This is a genomic window from Bacillus sp. RCC_6_1, assembly GCF_041360755.1.
Taxonomy (GTDB): Bacteria; Bacillota; Bacilli; order Bacillales; family Bacillaceae_G; genus Bacillus_A; species Bacillus_A cereus.
Genome location: NZ_JBFUPV010000004.1, coordinates 132,350 through 148,624, shown reverse-complemented (window position 1 = coordinate 148,624; position 16,275 = coordinate 132,350). Strand labels below are relative to the sequence as shown.

Here is a 16,275-nt window from a genome sequence, read left to right as displayed (position 1 = left end):
GTGAATGAAATCATCCAGAATAATATATTTTTTTGAAAAAGCACGGGAAGATTTTTCGTGCTTTAATAATTCATTCATACTTCGCTTAATTGTAGTAGTTTTAAAGTAAATAGGAGAATAACAAATTGAATACACATGCCTGTATGGTATGTTAACACTTAACTAAAATGACTTGTTAATAAACAGAATATTCCGTGTAAATATAGAGGTTATCGTAGTGATGTGTTATATTTATACTTATAAGGTATATAATGTATAAATTAATCGTTTAGGGGATGAAAAAGGGAGAGGTTCAAATGAAATGGTATTTATATACTCTCAAAAACTATGCGAAATTTAGTGGGAGAGCTACGAGAAAAGAGTACTGGATTTTTACTTTATTTAATAAGGTTACGTTTTGGTCATTAATATATTTGGCCTCTTATTCTTCGTCGGCCTTTTACTTAAGAGCCAATATTACCTTGCTATATATAACAATTTTTATCGTTCCTACTCTGGCAGTGGAAGCTCGTCGATTACATGATAGTGGAAAAACAGGATGGTGGCAGCTATTAAATTTTGTGCCATTTGGAGGAGCGGTTCTACTTGTGTTTTGTATCATTGAAAGTGATGAAGGTGAGAATAAGTATGGACCAAATCCACATTCAAATCTTAAACAAGCAATTTAATGTGTTTATAGAAAACTCTAATATAAAAGGTAGGAACTAAAAGTTAGTTCCTACCTTTTTTGTTGTATTATTCATAGAAGCCTCGTTAAGTAGTGATCGCTTAAACTCAATATTTTGAGGTTTAACTGATCACTACTTATGGGGAATATAAACATAATCGCTCTTGTAAATCTTTTAATATTTCTTCAGGCATTTCCCTAATTGTAATATCCTTCCCTAGAAAAAGCAGCCAATTTATTATTTCCGTCACTTCATCGGGATTGTTAACATTGATAAAAGTTTTTAAAATGGCTGTGGATTGGTAAGGATTAGTATAAGATATTGAAATTTTTAAAGGATGGTATTTTTTGAACTGGGCAATTGCTGTCGGACCAAGTTCAAGTACAAGGTTAATTGCTTCAGCCTTCTTACTTAGTTTTTCTAAAATCTTTTTCTTATTGAGCCTTTTATTCGTCGTGTATGGTTCGATATTGATGAGATCATCGACAGGAAACATTAACTTCTTTTCTTCTTTTAAGTCAAATCCTTCAATAATCCAATGGCTTTTTTCTTGATAAAGGTGTAATAGATAAATTGGATAAGACTTAATTTCTTCATCTTTTTTAATGGTAATCAATAAATGGTTATCCAAAAGAAGGATTTGAATGAGTTTTTCTAACATAGGATGGGGGAGATCAGAAAGCTCAAGTAGATCGGGATTATGAGGATTAGTTCCTTGGAACAGCAAGAGTTGATTTAAAAGAACAAGGTCATCCTGCTGGGTTTCTGAGATGAGTCCTAGTAGTTTTTCGGCTAAAGATTGACGACTCTTTAGGTAGGGAAGTTGTTGATTCCTCGTAGCCATAAAGGCAATAAAAAGAGCTTTCACTTCATTATCAGTAAAGCGAACAACGGGCAGGATAGAATTATGCATAACAAAATATCCACCCGTTCTCCCAACTTCAGCGACAAGTGGCATTCCCATAGCTTCAATTTCTCTAATGTCTCTAATAGCTGTCGATCGTGATATGTTAAATTCTCGTATGATTTCAGAAATTGTAAAGTGAGAGCGGTTGTTAATATATCGCATAATTGTATTGATCCGTTCAACTTTTTTCATTTTGGTCTCCTAAACAGTATCATTTTTTGACATGGTTTAAAGATATTATAAACGTATCAGATGAAAAGATAAATCGTTTGATTAATAAAAAAAGAGGCAGGTTTTGTATATGAAAAATTATACTATAGAAGAAAAAGATAGCTTTATTGTGTTAGGTATTGGAACTGAAATTAAGAGTGAGTACACAGACTTTGCTGGAATAAATAAAGAAAAGGAAGACTTTTGGTCGGCTGTTAAAGAAGATGGAAGGCTGGACACTTTAAAAGCTTTAGCGACAAATGAATACATTTTTTCTGTGAGCGAAGCGGTGAATAACAAAATGATGTATTATGCGGGTGTCATGACAGAAGCACAAATAGAAGAAGAATCTAGAGTGATTCAGTTTCCGAGGGGAGAATACTTAGTAGTAAAAGGGGAAGACAAAACAGCTGAAGAGTTAAGTAATAAGTTGACTGGCATCGCCTTCGGTCAAGCTTTACCAGATGCAAATGAGTTTGCTTATGTTGGTGGACCAAATACGACGGTTGAGATGGGGAAAAGAAACGGCTTAGTGTTTGGTGAAATGTGGATTCCAGTTGTAAGGAAGTAAAGTGATAAAAGATACGAATATGGGAAGTAGAGGCTAACAATCTTGGATTGTTGGCCTTTTTAACATGAATATAATATTCATATGTCTATTGTATTTTTTGCGGCAAGATTAAATAGCTTTTTTGTTACTTTACAATAAAGTATACTTAATATCAGTAATTCATATAATTAGGAGTGGTTTCTATATTTAGAGAAAATACAAAAAGGATACTTCTGTCATTAGTAACAAATCCAATACTAATAATTGTATACGGGATCTTTTGCTATGAGTTGGCCTTATACTGTAAGTACGGAAGAATGAATTATAATATTTACATTTTGTTATTATGTATAGTACTTTTTATATCCATAACTACATTTACTACAATGCGGGTGATAAAAAATAGAGAATATGAATCTAAAAAATTAACAAATTCAATAGCATGGAGATCCATTTCTATTATCATTATTGTTGCAATTACATCATTTTATGGGATGCAGATTTATAAAAGTGCAATAAATTACAATGGCAAATTGGCATGGTTTATAGAAAAGTTAAAACATGAAAGGTCAGTTAAACTTAAACATAATAATATATATAAATCTGGAGTAGAAGGTATTTTTGAAGATATAAATAAAAAATATCCTTTGCCAAAGAAATTGTATATGGCAACTGATTTTGATCTTACATTTCATTCAGATGGAACAATCACAGCGTTTGATACATTTGTTTATGGGAAAAATGTTGATGGGAAAGAAGAAACTTATTTAATCTCTTATAATAAGAAGAAATCAGAAGATATTACTATAATACGAGATGGATATGCAAAGCCTGATTATAATGATGATAAATTAGTAGAACCTTTAATTAAAACGGTTAAGGCGATCCCAGTTAAGCAAACGGTCAAAAAATGGAATGAAAGTAAGTATGGGTTGATTTATTATGGAAAAAGAAATTGGGGATCCAATACAGAGGGAATTATTAATATTACTGAGGATGGTAAGAGGCAGAGTGTTAAAGAAGCAGCTTCTGATATCATTGGATATACTGTATCTATATTTGTCCCTGGAAAAGAGAAAGAGCTAGTCCCTGCTAGATATAATTTAATAAGTGACGCAAGTTGGAGTAAATCAAAGACGCCTCCAAAAGAAGATATGCTTAAAGAGAAGGAACAACAAGATTTAAAGAATGAAAAAGAACAGTTTTTCCTATCGAAAGAAGTTGGTTATAAACTAAATATGACAGATAAAGCATTAGGGAGCGCCTTTTATTCATTAAGCAAGACTAGTGATGAAGGGAAAACATGGGAGGTTATCAATCCAGACCCATTTAATGGGGGGATTGGTAGTGTATCAGGAATCATTTTTATAAATGATAAACTTGGGTTTTTAGGAGCAATTAGGCCTTCTGGTAATGAAGGAGAGTTATATCGCACAGATGATGGGGGAGTATCTTTCAAAAAGGTAGAATATCCGCCGCATGAAGTGAAATTAGATCATACACAGTCCACAATAAGTCCTTTTGATTCTCCTAGTATGCCATATGAGAAAGATGGGGTTTTTAATATGTTAGTTGGACAAGGGGCAGATGGAGACTACAATGGCGATAGTAGTGCACTTTATCAATCAAAAGATAACGGAGAAACATGGGAATTTGTAGAAGAAGTGAAAAAGAAATAATCAGAATGTCTTTTTGAAAAATAAGGTAACTACTGAGCTATACATTTCATTTAGAAGTTTGGTAAGGAGTACAGTTCCAGCCATGAAGATAAAAATGGATCTATACCTCGCTGCCTTTCTTTGTTTTATTTCTTATGCTTACTATCAACGCTATATTTATAGAAAGGTATTTTGGTGATATACAAAAGTGGATTCGAAATATTACATGTTGCTTTGCTTTATTTGTAGTAGTTTTAGTAGCTCTACGGATAGGTTACTTTTGACTCCAAAGATTGCTATTTTGTATGTATCACTTCTACCTCAATTTGAAGATCCAGAGAAGGGGTCATTACTTTTTCAAGGTGCAGTTTTGGGCCTTACGCAAATCATTGTTAGCTTTATAGTTAACCTTGTAATTGTATGTACAGCAAGTAAAATTGCGAAATGCACACGCCCAACGGCAGCGTTGGCTTATGGCAAGTGTTTTAACGGGGCTTGCTGTACGTCTTGCTTTTGAACGTCGACAGTAAGAGCCTCTTTACCTTCAGTTTCTATAATATAACCTAATAAATATTAATATAAGTTATGTATAACAGATATTTACCTTATAAAATAAGGGGGGCATATTATGACTGAGATAAACGAATCTTCAGGAGTCAATTTGAAAAAAGATGTGAAGTTTTCTATTATAATTCCTGCACACAATGAAGAAAAGTACATTAGAAAATGTTTAGATTCAATTGCAAAGGCATCAGAGGCATATAAAGAGCAAACGGAAGTTATAGTTGTTTTAAATCGTTGCACAGATAAAACAGAGGAAATAGCAAAATCTTATAATTGTGTTACATTGAAAAATAACGATAAAAACTTATCTAAAATTCGAAATGCAGGGGCTAAAATAGCTAATGGAGAAATAATCGTCACTATAGACGCTGATACCATAATGACAGAGTCTATGTTGTCTAATGTAGATAAATATTTAGCTTCAGGTAAATACATTGGTGGTGGGGTAAATGGAAAGTTTGAAAGAATATCTTTAGGAATATTTCTCTCCGCAATGTTAATAATCATCCCCCTACTTTTTAAGTACGGAGCTATATCTGTAGGGATTTTTTGGTGCTATAGAAAAGACTTTATGGCAATTAACGGATTTAATGAAAACATGCTTATGGCAGAAGATGCAGATTTCGCTAAACGGTTAAAAGAATGGGGAAAGAAAAATAATAAGAAATTCGGTACTATTAAAAATGGAATGATAACTTCATGCAGAAGATTTGATACATATGGAGACTGGACTTTACTTAAAAATCCAAAAGTAATTTTAGCTTATCTAAAAGGAAATGATAGAAAATACGCAGATAAGACATATTATGATAACCAAGAAAGATAAAAATGGAGAAAACCGGTAGAAAATAGTTAGTGCTTTTTTAGATATAATGAGAATCCAACTTAATTTAATAGATATTATAAGAAAACCATCAATTTGATTACCCTTTTTCAAATTGATGGTTTTTATTTTTGAAATAAATATGTATTTTTTTATGAAAATATTTTTTGACCCCCATAAAACTTTGTACTCCTCCGAATATGTATAGTGAAAAAAATAAATAGAAGAAAAATGACTATGAAAGAATATAGAAGTATTAATAAAATTACTAGATTAAGTGGCATCCAAAATGGAAGGATGAAATTACCAATTATATAGAGAAGAGTTATTCAAGGATTGCAGATAAAATAGAAAGAGAATAAGCAAAACGAACGGTAGAAAATAAGAAAGTAGATAAAAATACAAACTTAACTTTAGTGCCGAGAGAAAAGGAAAATTATTAAGAAAACGTTGGGAAAAGTTAGACTCGAAAAATATAACTAACAGCAAGAAAACAAGACCGAAGAAAAGTACCAAGAAAATCTGGTTAAATGGTCACTTGTGTAGTGGCCATTTTGCTATTTGAAGGAGGCTGGGAGATTACAAGTGTTGAGTTTAGTAATGAAGATCTTAAGAAAACCGAAAATAGAAGATATCGTATGTAACATACAAAACAACGAAGAAGACAAAGAAGCGTTTATCGTACAGTATCAGCCTTTTATTAGAAAATCAATCTCATCTGTCTGCCGTCGATATATTACAGAACAGGATGATGAATATAGCATTGGATTGTTTGCTTTTAACGAAGCAATTGAACAGTATTCCTATACAAAAGGAAAATCCTTTTTAGCGTTTGCTGATCTTCTTATAAAAAGAGATGTAATTGACTATATACGTAAGGAGTCTAAACATAACTTTGTCTTTTTAAAAGAAGATGAGCAAGAGGAAATGTTAGAAATGCAAGTGTCGCTTACGGAGTATATGAAAGAGATGGAAAATAGTAACCGTAAGGAGGAAATTCTTCATTTTCAAAGTGTGCTAGCTGAGTTTAAAATCACATTCTCAGAGCTTGCTAAAGAATCTCCTAAGCATCGTGATACACGTGAGCACTTAATAGAAATTGTGAAAATAATTATAAAAGAAGAGGAAATGATGGAAGAGCTGTTCCGAAAGAAAAAGTTACCGCTTAAACAGATTGAACCGCGTGTTAGGGTAAGTCGTAAAACGTTGGAACGACATAGAAAATACATTATTGCAATGTGTATTATTTTTGCAAACAACTATACATATATTCTGGATTACATAAGAGGGGAAAAGCATGATGAATAAAGGAATTGTGATGGATATAAAAAAGCATAGCGTAGTTGTTTTAACACCAAATGGAGAGTTTATTACGTGTAAAAGAAAAGGGGATTCTTGCATAATCGGGGAGGAAATCTCGTTTGATGAGCAAGAACAAAAAGCATCGCATTTTTCGATTCCTTCCTTTTTAAAGCCTGCATCAATACTTGTTGCTTGTTTTCTATTTGCAGTGCTGTTTTTCTACAACCAACCAGAAGAAAAAGTATTTGCTTACGTCTCAGTTGATATAAATCCAAGTTTAGAGGTGAGCGTAACAAAGGATTTTCGTGTTATAGATTTGCAGGCTTGTAATGATGATGGAAGGCGTATTTTAAAAGAATTGAAGCAATGGGAAAATAAACAATTACAAGAAGTAATACGTACTATTATAAAGCAAAGTCAAGAGGATAAGTATTTAACGAATGATAAGCAAGTTATGCTAACAGCTGTTGCAAAGGACAAGGCACTAGAACCACTTTTGGAAAAGGCAATGAAAGAATTAAAGAAAGAATATGAGCTAAAACATATTACAGTTGAATATCAAAGTAGCACAATGCAAATACGAGAGAATGCTAGAAAAGCTGGAATTGGCACAGGTGTTTATATAAAGCAAGAGAATGAGAAGAACAAATCACTTACGCCTCCTGTCACCCCGTCTAATCCGGTGGAAAACGAAGAAGAGGTGCAATCACACCCGGAGTCATCTCCTGATGCAACACTCGATTTGTCTCCTGTAAAAGAAAAAAAATATGAAAAGCAAGAGCAGAAAGAACAAAAGAAAACAGAGGAACAGCCATCGAAGCAAATAAAAGAAAACAATGGAAGAGGATCTCAGCAAGAAAATAGAGGGAATCAACAGGAGAATAACAGTAGAGAAGCTCAACAAGGAAATAATGGGAATCAGCAAGGGAACAACGGAAGAGGATCTCAACAAGGGAATAATGGAAATGGGAAAGGGAACAACGGAAGAGGATCTCAACAAGGAAATAATGGAAATGGGCAAGGGAACAACGGAAGAGGATCTCAACAGGGAAATAACGGAAACGAGCAAGGGAACAATGGAAGAGGATCTCAACAAGGAAATAATGGAAATGAGCAAGGGAACAACGGAAGAGGGTCTCAACAAGGGAATAATGGAAATGGGCAAGGGAACAACGGAAGAGATCCTCAACAAGGAAATAATGGGAATCAGCAAGGGAACAATGGAAGAGGATCTCAACAAGGGAATAATGGAAATGGGCAAGGGAACAATGGAAGAGGATCCCAGAAAGAAAATGACGGAAACGAGCAAGGGAACAATGGTAGGGGGTCTCAACAAGAAAATAGAGGCCACCAGCAAGGGAATGAAAAGAAGAATCAATAGAATATGGAAGTGAGAGATTCACTTCAAAGCTAAAAGGATTTATTCCGCTATTTGCTGGGCAGGCCGATTGGTGAGGGCTGATGATTAGTGGGGGATGAACAAAACCCCCACTGATTAAAGTTGCACTTTAATATTCTATAGTTCTATTAAGAAGGAGTATGTGAAAAATATAATGGAGAAAAACATTCAACAAGAGAAAGATAAAGAAAAACCTGTTTTTTATGATCCGAAAGGAAGGAGAAACATAGCCTTTATTTGGTTTCTATGTATCTCAATAGTTAGTGTAAGTGTTGTATTTTATTTTTTCTTTCAAAGTATTTTTTCAACACCAGAAATTCCAAATATGAATACCGCTGTACAACAAGATACTAAACTTGTACCAATTAATCAAAAACTTAGTGATCAGCAGTTAAAGAAGGAAGCATTTAACCCAAATACCGAAACAAAGGATAATAAAAATTTGGTGAATCCGCCGAAGGATAGTAAACATCCTAAAGAAGTGTATGGTTTTTATGTAAACTGGGATGAAAATAGTACCGCTTCTTTAAAAGAAAATATCGATTCATTAACTACGTTAGTACCAGAGTGGTATCATTTAAAAGCAGATTTAACGATTAGAAGTGAGATAAAACCTGAGATAGTAAAGTTGGCAGAAAAAAATCAAGTGAAGATTATGCCTTTGCTTACTAACTATACTGAGGAAGCTTCTGGTCCTGATAGTGGGCTAATTCATAAGTTACTGAGTTCCTCAAACGATGTAAAGACAAAGTTTATTAATGATTTAGTAATCCAAGTTAAAAAAAATCAGTTTTCAGGTATTAATATTGACTTTGAGGCCGTACCTGAAAGTGATAGAGAAAACTTAACAAATTTTATGAAAGAACTTACTAAGGAATTTCATGAACATGATTTGCTCGTTACACAAGATGTTCCAGCTAATGATAAGGCTTTTGATTATAGTGCGTTAGCAAAAATAATAGATCGAATGATTGTAATGATGTACGATGAGCACTATGGAGCGGGGGAACCAGGACCAATTGCTTCAAATAAATGGTTCCAACATACATTAAAAGAACTGAATATTCCGTCTAATAAACTTATAGTTGCTTTCGGTAACTATGGATATGATTGGGAAGTAAATAGTAAAGAAGCTGCAAAGTCTATGACTTTCTCAGAAGTTATGGCAATGGCTCATGATTCAAATATAAAAATTCAATGGGATAAGGTGAGTGGAAATCCGTATTTTAGATATAAAACAGGAGAGAAAGAACATACTGCTTGGTTCTTAGACGGTGTTACTCTTTATAATCAAGTGAAAATCGCAATGGACAATCATGCAAAGGGGTTTGCGCTATGGAGATTAGGAGCAGAAGATCCTACAATATGGAAAGTTTTAAAAAATCCTATTGAGGTACAAAAAAATCCTAATGTATTACATAAAATCAGTAGTTTAGATGAAGTGAATTATTCTGGACAAGGTGAAATTTTACAGATTGAGAATGAAAGAAAAAATGGATTGAGAGATTTTAAAGTAGGCAAAGATGATTATATTACAGATGAAGTATATCAATCCTTACCATCTGCATATGAAGTGCAACGATATGGAAAACCAAATGGGAAACAAGTAGTATTAACATTTGATGATGGACCAGACCCGAAATATACGCCAGAAATATTAGATATATTAAAAGAGAATCAAATAAAAGCTGCTTTTTTTGTACTTGGTGAAAACGCGCAACTAAATACTAGTATTGTAAAAAGAATATACGATGAAGGGCATGAAATTGGCAATCATACTTTCAAGCATCCTAACATAGCAGATACGTCTTTACTACGAACGAAAGTAGAACTTAATACGACGCAACGTTTAATTCAGGAAGTAACTGGACATTCTACGGTTTTATTTAGACCGCCATATGAAGCGGATGCTAACCCGGATTCATCAAATGAAATATTGCCTATTTTACGTGCACAAAATATGAACTATACAATGGTAGCGGAAAAAGTTGATCCCGAAGACTGGGCAATACCATCAACAAATGAATTAGTAAAGCGTGCTCTTAATCCCATTTATAAGGGAGAGGGAAATATTATTCTTCTCCATGATGCGGGAGGGAACCGTACACATACAGTAGAGGCGCTCCCAATTATTATTAAAGACCTAAAAAAGCATGGATATAGTTTTGTAACAATTTCAGATTTAATGAATAAAGAACGAGATGAAATCATGCCTCCTGTTTCTTCTGAGGGGAAGCAATATTTGCTTTACAATAAAGCTGTCTTTTCAGGGGCAGGATACTTTAAGCATATATTAACAACTATTTTTTATATTGCTATTGGATTAGGGATTTTTCGATTTTTATTCTTAATTTATTTTGCATGGAAGCAGAAAAGAAAAACGTTATCTCGCTATATTAATTCGTCCTATCAACCTTTTGTTAGTGTTGTCATAGCAGCATATAATGAAGAAAAGGTGATAGCCAAGACAATTCACTCAATTTTGGATAGTAATTATAGAGAATTTGAAGTTATTGTTGTGGATGACGGATCGACAGATGGTACGTCAAAAGTAATGAAAGAAACATTTTATAAACACCCTAAAGTTCGTTTCATTCAGAAAGAAAACGGCGGGAAATCATCGGCAATGAACCTAGGGTTTCAACAATCGCGAGGAGAAATCATTGTCACTTTAGATGCGGATACTATTATTGCGCAAGACGCCATTTCTCTAATGGTTAGACACTTTGAAAATCAGAATGTAGCTGCAGTTTCAGGTAATGTCAAAGTGGGGAATAGACGGAATTTGTTAACTACTTGGCAACATGTTGAGTACATTACAGGGTTTAATTTAGAACGTAGAGCTTTTGATGAGTTAAATTGTATTACAGTAGTTCCAGGAGCTATTGGGGCGTGGCGCAAAAAGAATGTAGTTGAATCTGGATATTTAAGCGAAGATACGTTAGCAGAAGATACGGATCTTACTATTACATTTTTACGTCAAGGGCATAGAATTGTATATGAAGAAAAAGCGCATGCTTTTACGGAATCACCTGAAGATGTGAAAAGTCTCATTAAACAGCGGTATCGTTGGTCATATGGTACACTTCAATGTCTTTGGAAACATCGAAAAGCGTTATGTAATCCAAAGCATAAAACATTAGGATTTATTGCACTGCCTAATATGTGGTTATTCCAATATGTGCTGCAATTCATTGCTCCTTTTGCAGATATATTAATGATTATAGGACTATTTAGTAGTAATCCGCTAAAAGTTTTAGGATTTTATCTTGTTTTCTTTTTAATGGATCTTCTCGCTTCTCTGTTCGCATTTAAATTAGAGGAAGAGAATCCAAAACCATTGGCATGGTTAATTTTACAACGTTTTATTTATCGCCAATTTATGACTTATGTTGTCATTAAATCTATATTCTCATCGCTTCGAGGAGTAGCGGTAGGGTGGAATAAACTAAAGAGACTGGGGAGTGTTAAACATTCCACGGAACATAAGGAGGCATCATAAAAGAGCAGACTATCTGCTCTTTTTTTCATTGGTTTTAGTTAGTTGAATGTAGAGTTGTAGTATAAAAACTGCTGCTTCTATAATGAGATTCCTATTCATCATTAATGGTGAGACATTATGTTAAGCTAATCCTTTAGTTTCGGATTAAAGTTTTTTTATATTTTTTTAAAATGACGGACACAAAAACGCATATACCTCCGAATTATATATATGGATAACATAAATATGTATATAAAAGGGGAGAAATAAGATGAAAGAAAAAAAAGAAATGTTTCAAGAAATCGCTGAGGTGTTAAAGGTATTGGCGCATCCAGTTCGTCTATCTTTAGTAAAAATAATGCTTGCAAAAGGTCCTACTAATGTAACAACAATGTATGGGGATTTACAAATGCCTCAAAGTACAATTAGTCAACATTTATCTAAACTAAAAGCTGCTAAAATGGTTACAGGTACTCGGAAAGGATTAGAAATTTATTATGAGGTAACTGACAATCGCACAAAATCAATATTAGCATGTTTAGTTTAAATGATGATTTCTATTTCAAAATAAAAAGCGCTATTCTTTTCTATGATTTTACAGAGAGAATAGCGTTTTTTATTTTTAAGGAGTATCTTTTTATTAGCTTGATGGTGAAAGGGTATTATCTCTAAAATACAAAAATATTGATTTCGCTTTTATTCTTTCTCAGGGGTTTGAGCTCAAAAGGTCGACTATCACTTTGTTTCCAATGAACTGGACAGTGGAAGAACTTATATTTTTGAATAGAGGGCATTCTATGTTTTTGATATATTAATAGTTGGGGAACAGAAATAAGGGGGATATAGAAATGGAATTATTTGATTACTATAAGCGAAAAGGAAAGATGAAACTGTTAATTGGGACGGGTATTTTTATTCTTGCTTTATGCGCTGTATATGAAGATTGGGGACATATTAATTGGGGGCAGTTTATATTTTTTGTTATCGCTGCTTCTATCTTTTTGGGAATTGGATTTTGGCAGTTAAGAAAAGGAAAGTTGATACAAAAGAATATGATAAAAAGTAATGCAACATTTTGGGATGTTGATACTTTAGTTGTATTAGAATTACCAAAACGAAACAAGCAATTTGGTTTATATCATCCTGATGGTAAGTATATAGCAGGAACAAAGATGGTTTCATCAAATATTCTTTTTTCAGTAATACCTTTTTTACATAATAAAGATGTTTACGGATTAGAAACGAGTAGCGGGGAAATTCTAGCTTATTTTCATACTGAAGTGGACGGATATGATTGGGTAATTTATGACTCGAATTATAACCAAATTGGTATGTTTAAAGAAAAAATGATACAAGGATTTACTATGATACGAGGTACTTTGATGACAGATAAAGCCACAAAATTGTCAGATGTAGAAGTTGAGTTTGATTTTATTCAAAGTACTCTCCGTACAATAGACGGACGTACATTAGCAATTGGTAAGCAGGGATATATGCCTATAGAATGGAGTGAAAGGTTTATGGGTTTAAATGTACCTACTATTACCTTAGGTTCTAATGTGTCTAATAATGAAAAAATTCTCGGTTTAGGGGTGCTTCTTTATAGCTTACGTACAATTGAGATTAGAAAAAGTAGAGCGAGCGTTTAATGAGGCGGAAGTAGTGTTTATATGCGAAACTTTATAGAAATCTCATTTTTCTAATTGTATCTTTTTAGATTGATGGATGTGGGGTCACGTCCATCAATCTAAGAAAACAAGTTAGCTAAAAAATGATGAAAATAAACTTTATAGAAATAAAAAAATATGAACGTAGAGGATTAAACAAAGTATATAGTGCTTTTTTAGTCATGTAATCTTTTAATCTGATGATCTTTTCCCCATTCAAACAGATTATCCATTATTTGCATTAAAGATTTTCCATATTCACTTAGTGTGTACTCAACCTTTGGTGGAACTTCTTGATATACGGTACGATAGATAATCCCATCAGCTTCAAGTTGCCGAAGTTGTTGTGTAAGAACCTTTTGTGTAATGTTTGGGATTTCTCGTTTAATTTCATTTGTTCGCATTTTTCCATCCGACAAAATACATAAAATATGAACTTTCCATTTTCCACCGATTACATCGAGTGTTGTTGCAATTGGGCAATTATCATTTTGATTCATATAACACCTCCACAGGTACTTTAAGGTTCCTATAGCACTTTAAAGTACGTACTTTTCAATTATATGTGACTCATTCATACTAATACGTAAAGGGTTGAATAATTTATAAAGGGGATGAAAAAAGATGAAAACACTTGTAATTGTAGCACATCCTGATATTGAAAAATCAAAAATTAATAAAAGATGGATTGAAGAACTTGAGAAATATTCGGATGAAATTACGGTGCATGAATTGTATAAAGTGGCACCGAATTGGGAGTTTAATATTGAAGAAGAGCAAAAGTTATTAGTAGAACATGACAGATATATATTTCAATTTCCGCTTTACTGGTACAGCTCACCACCATTATTAAAAAAATGGTTCGATGATGTATTAACATATGGATTTGCGTACGGATCTAAAGGAGATAAAGTGAAGGGGAAAGAATTTGGTGTAGCTATTTCTATAGGTGGATTAGAAAAAGACTATGAAAATAGTGGAATTACAATGGATGAGTTGACGAAACCATTCCAAGCTACATGCTTATACACAGGTATGGAATTTATACCTTCCTTTTATTTATATGGTGCAGAATATAAACTAAGTGATGAAGAGATTGATAAAAGTGCACCTGAGTATGTGCAATATGTGATGAACAAGAAGTATTCTAATATATAATGGGAAATATCCATTTACTTGTAAAGTAAATGGATATTTTATATTCTTTTTATATTCACTAAGTGTAATCTTTAGTAAATTAATAGTTAATCTGGTAAAATAAAAAACCTAACATATATAAAGGGGAGTTTTACTTGAGAACGATGCGACAATTATTACAAAAGAGAGCAATGCAATCACCAAATTTGGAAGCGCTTGTAGGGGGGAAGAAAAGATATTCGTTTCAGCAATATAATGAACGAGTAAATCAGTTTGCACATTATTTGTTATATAATGGTGTGCAAAGAGGAGATCGTATAGGAATACTATGCAAAAATAATCACCCATTTCCAAGCGTTATGATGGCAAGTTTAAAAATTGGAGCGGTATTTATTCCGCTAAATCATCAGCTGACTGTTTATGAATTAGAAACGATTGTAAAAGAAGCGAAATTAAAAGTGTTAGTTATTGATGAAGAATTTAATGAAGTGTTATTAAAGGTTGATGCTGTTAAAGAAATTCCTTATGTAATTCAAACAACAAAAGAAGGCTTTGGTTCATTTGAATTAGAGTTGCAAAAACAGCCAACGACAGAACCGAACGTAGAAGTTCATGAAGAAGACGATGCCATTTACTTGTTTACATCAGGAACGACTGGACAGGCAAAAGCATGTGTAATTGGACATAAAAACTTACATCATTATTTTGCTGAAATTGCGGGACAAAGAGAAATCCCAGCAGGTGAACGCTTTTTATCTGTGCATCCATTGTTTCATATGAGTGGCGTGCTTTCTATTTTAAATTGTATTTATCATGGCGTTACGATGATCTTCTTAGCTGATTCGAATCCTGCTCTTATTTGGGATAAGATTGAAGAAGAGAAAATTACTACGATGCTTGCTTTCCCAGCCGTTTATAGTTACATGCTTGATGAACTAAATAAAAAAGAACGTAACATTTCAACCTTTAAAGTAGCACAAAGCGGTGGTACAAAAGTGCCAGAAACACTCATTCAAAAATATATGGAAAAAGGCATATATATGGTGCAAGGCTATGGTAGTACAGAAGGTTGGGTTGTAACCTCATGGCATCCAATGATGGGAAAAGAAAAGATGTCTTCTGTAGGAAAGACCTTGAAAAATGTAGAGGTGAAAATTGTTCATCCGGAAACAGGACATGAACTAACAACAAATGAAGTTGGAGAGATTCATGTGAAAAGTCCATACATGTTTAAAGGATATTGGAATAATGAAAAGGCGACAAAGAAGGTAGTAAAAGATAACTGGTTTAACATGGGTGATGCTGGCATGATAGATGATGATGGATTCCTGCATATTATGGGAAGATATAAAGACGTTATTATACGCGGTGGTGACAACGTATATCCAGATCAAGTAGAAGATGTTATTCATGAAATACATGGTGTTTTAGAAGTTGCAGTAGTTGGAGTTCCAGATGACTTTTGGGGAGAGGTTCCAAGAGCTTACATTGTGAAGGATGGCGAAACAACATTAACAGAAGAAAGTATTCTTCAGTATTGTAAAGAGAAATTAGCAAGCTATAAAATACCAGAAGTAGTATTCATAGATGAGTTACCGAAAAACGCTTTAGGAAAAGTGTTGAAGAGGGAATTACGAGATGCAGTTCTTGTGAAATAGAAAATTATGAAACGATGGAGAACCCAGTTATGTATAAAGCATGACTGGGTTTTTATGTATCAAAAACATAATGATTTACTAGATTTTGTATTTTGTGTAAGATAATAAAGAAAATTCAATTAATATTTCGAGGGATGAAATTAAATGAAGCTATCGTTATTAGAAGTAGAGACGGATAGACTCATTATCCGTCCATTTCAAAAAGCTGATTATGAAAGTTGGTTAGATCGATTTTCTTATTGATTATAAAA

Annotated in this window: 13 protein-coding genes and 3 pseudogenes; 14 read left to right on the top strand and 2 right to left on the bottom strand. The window is 33.3% G+C overall.

What is annotated here, in order from left to right:
- Positions 1 to 296 precede the first annotated feature (296 nt).
- Positions 297 to 668: a DUF805 domain-containing protein gene (locus AB6801_RS15095; protein ID WP_070756828.1), complete on the top strand. Its 372-nt coding sequence runs from the start codon at positions 297 to 299 to the stop codon at positions 666 to 668.
- 136 nt (positions 669 to 804) lie between these two features.
- On the opposite strand, the gene AB6801_RS15090 is transcribed toward AB6801_RS15095, so the two are convergent.
- Positions 805 to 1,767, bottom strand: coding sequence for a helix-turn-helix transcriptional regulator (locus AB6801_RS15090; protein ID WP_016111509.1), 963 nt, complete (start codon positions 1,765 to 1,767; stop codon positions 805 to 807).
- A gap of 109 nt (positions 1,768 to 1,876) precedes the next feature.
- Here AB6801_RS15090 and AB6801_RS15085 point away from each other — a divergent pair, with 109 nt between their 5' ends.
- The 10 genes and pseudogenes from AB6801_RS15085 (at position 1,877) to AB6801_RS15040 (ending at position 13,211) form a co-directional block, all read left to right on the top strand.
- Positions 1,877 to 2,356 carry a GyrI-like domain-containing protein gene (locus AB6801_RS15085; RefSeq protein WP_000801038.1) on the top strand — a complete coding sequence of 160 codons (480 nt, stop codon included), beginning with the start codon at positions 1,877 to 1,879 and terminating at the stop codon, positions 2,354 to 2,356.
- 173 nt (positions 2,357 to 2,529) lie between these two features.
- A complete protein-coding gene (locus AB6801_RS15080; protein WP_023901655.1) occupies positions 2,530 to 4,014 on the top strand; it encodes a WD40/YVTN/BNR-like repeat-containing protein in 1,485 nt (494 codons plus the stop codon).
- 107 nt (positions 4,015 to 4,121) lie between these two features.
- Positions 4,122 to 4,277: pseudogene (locus tag AB6801_RS15075) on the top strand (DUF3963 domain-containing protein); the annotation flags it as partial.
- Positions 4,271 to 4,523, top strand: a pseudogene (locus AB6801_RS15070) (LysE family translocator); the annotation flags it as partial. The pseudogenes AB6801_RS15075 and AB6801_RS15070, both read left to right, overlap by 7 nt.
- A gap of 98 nt (positions 4,524 to 4,621) precedes the next feature.
- Positions 4,622 to 5,383, top strand: a complete 762-nt coding sequence (locus AB6801_RS15065) for a glycosyltransferase family 2 protein (RefSeq protein ID WP_098330455.1) — start codon at positions 4,622 to 4,624, stop codon at positions 5,381 to 5,383.
- A 582-nt stretch (positions 5,384 to 5,965) separates the two neighbouring features.
- Positions 5,966 to 6,688, top strand: a complete 723-nt coding sequence (sigI, locus tag AB6801_RS15060) for an RNA polymerase sigma factor SigI (protein ID WP_002101143.1) — start codon at positions 5,966 to 5,968, stop codon at positions 6,686 to 6,688.
- Complete coding sequence (locus tag AB6801_RS15055; RefSeq protein WP_097999231.1) at positions 6,678 to 8,063, top strand: anti-sigma factor domain-containing protein; 1,386 nt, start codon at positions 6,678 to 6,680, stop codon at positions 8,061 to 8,063. Before sigI ends, AB6801_RS15055 begins: the two co-directional genes overlap by 11 nt.
- A gap of 172 nt (positions 8,064 to 8,235) precedes the next feature.
- On the top strand, positions 8,236 to 11,583 hold the full coding sequence (locus AB6801_RS15050) for a trifunctional glycoside hydrolase family 18/polysaccharide deacetylase/glycosyltransferase family 2 protein (protein ID WP_097998356.1): 3,348 nt from the start codon (positions 8,236 to 8,238) through the stop codon (positions 11,581 to 11,583).
- A gap of 250 nt (positions 11,584 to 11,833) precedes the next feature.
- A complete protein-coding gene (locus AB6801_RS15045; protein ID WP_000660066.1) occupies positions 11,834 to 12,109 on the top strand; it encodes an ArsR/SmtB family transcription factor in 276 nt (91 codons plus the stop codon).
- Positions 12,110 to 12,410: 301 nt separating this feature from the next.
- The gene (locus AB6801_RS15040) at positions 12,411 to 13,211 is read left to right on the top strand and encodes a hypothetical protein (protein ID WP_000418473.1); all 801 of its coding nucleotides are present in this window, start codon (positions 12,411 to 12,413) and stop codon (positions 13,209 to 13,211) included.
- Between the two features lie 194 nt (positions 13,212 to 13,405).
- Here AB6801_RS15040 and AB6801_RS15035 read toward each other — a convergent pair whose 3' ends face one another.
- Positions 13,406 to 13,729: a winged helix-turn-helix transcriptional regulator gene (locus AB6801_RS15035; RefSeq protein ID WP_001072981.1), complete on the bottom strand. Its 324-nt coding sequence runs from the start codon at positions 13,727 to 13,729 to the stop codon at positions 13,406 to 13,408.
- Positions 13,730 to 13,853: 124 nt separating this feature from the next.
- On the opposite strand from AB6801_RS15035, the gene AB6801_RS15030 reads away from it, so the two are divergent.
- From AB6801_RS15030 to AB6801_RS15020, 3 genes and pseudogenes are all read left to right on the top strand, one after another.
- Entirely contained in the window at positions 13,854 to 14,387 is a 534-nt protein-coding gene (locus tag AB6801_RS15030; protein ID WP_000855231.1) for an NAD(P)H-dependent oxidoreductase, read from the top strand.
- Between the two features lie 143 nt (positions 14,388 to 14,530).
- On the top strand, positions 14,531 to 16,024 hold the full coding sequence (locus AB6801_RS15025; protein ID WP_097999276.1) for a class I adenylate-forming enzyme family protein: 1,494 nt from the start codon (positions 14,531 to 14,533) through the stop codon (positions 16,022 to 16,024).
- Positions 16,025 to 16,168: 144 nt separating this feature from the next.
- A pseudogene (locus AB6801_RS15020) lies at positions 16,169 to 16,261 on the top strand (GNAT family N-acetyltransferase); the annotation flags it as partial.
- Between the last annotated feature and the right edge of the window lie 14 nt (positions 16,262 to 16,275).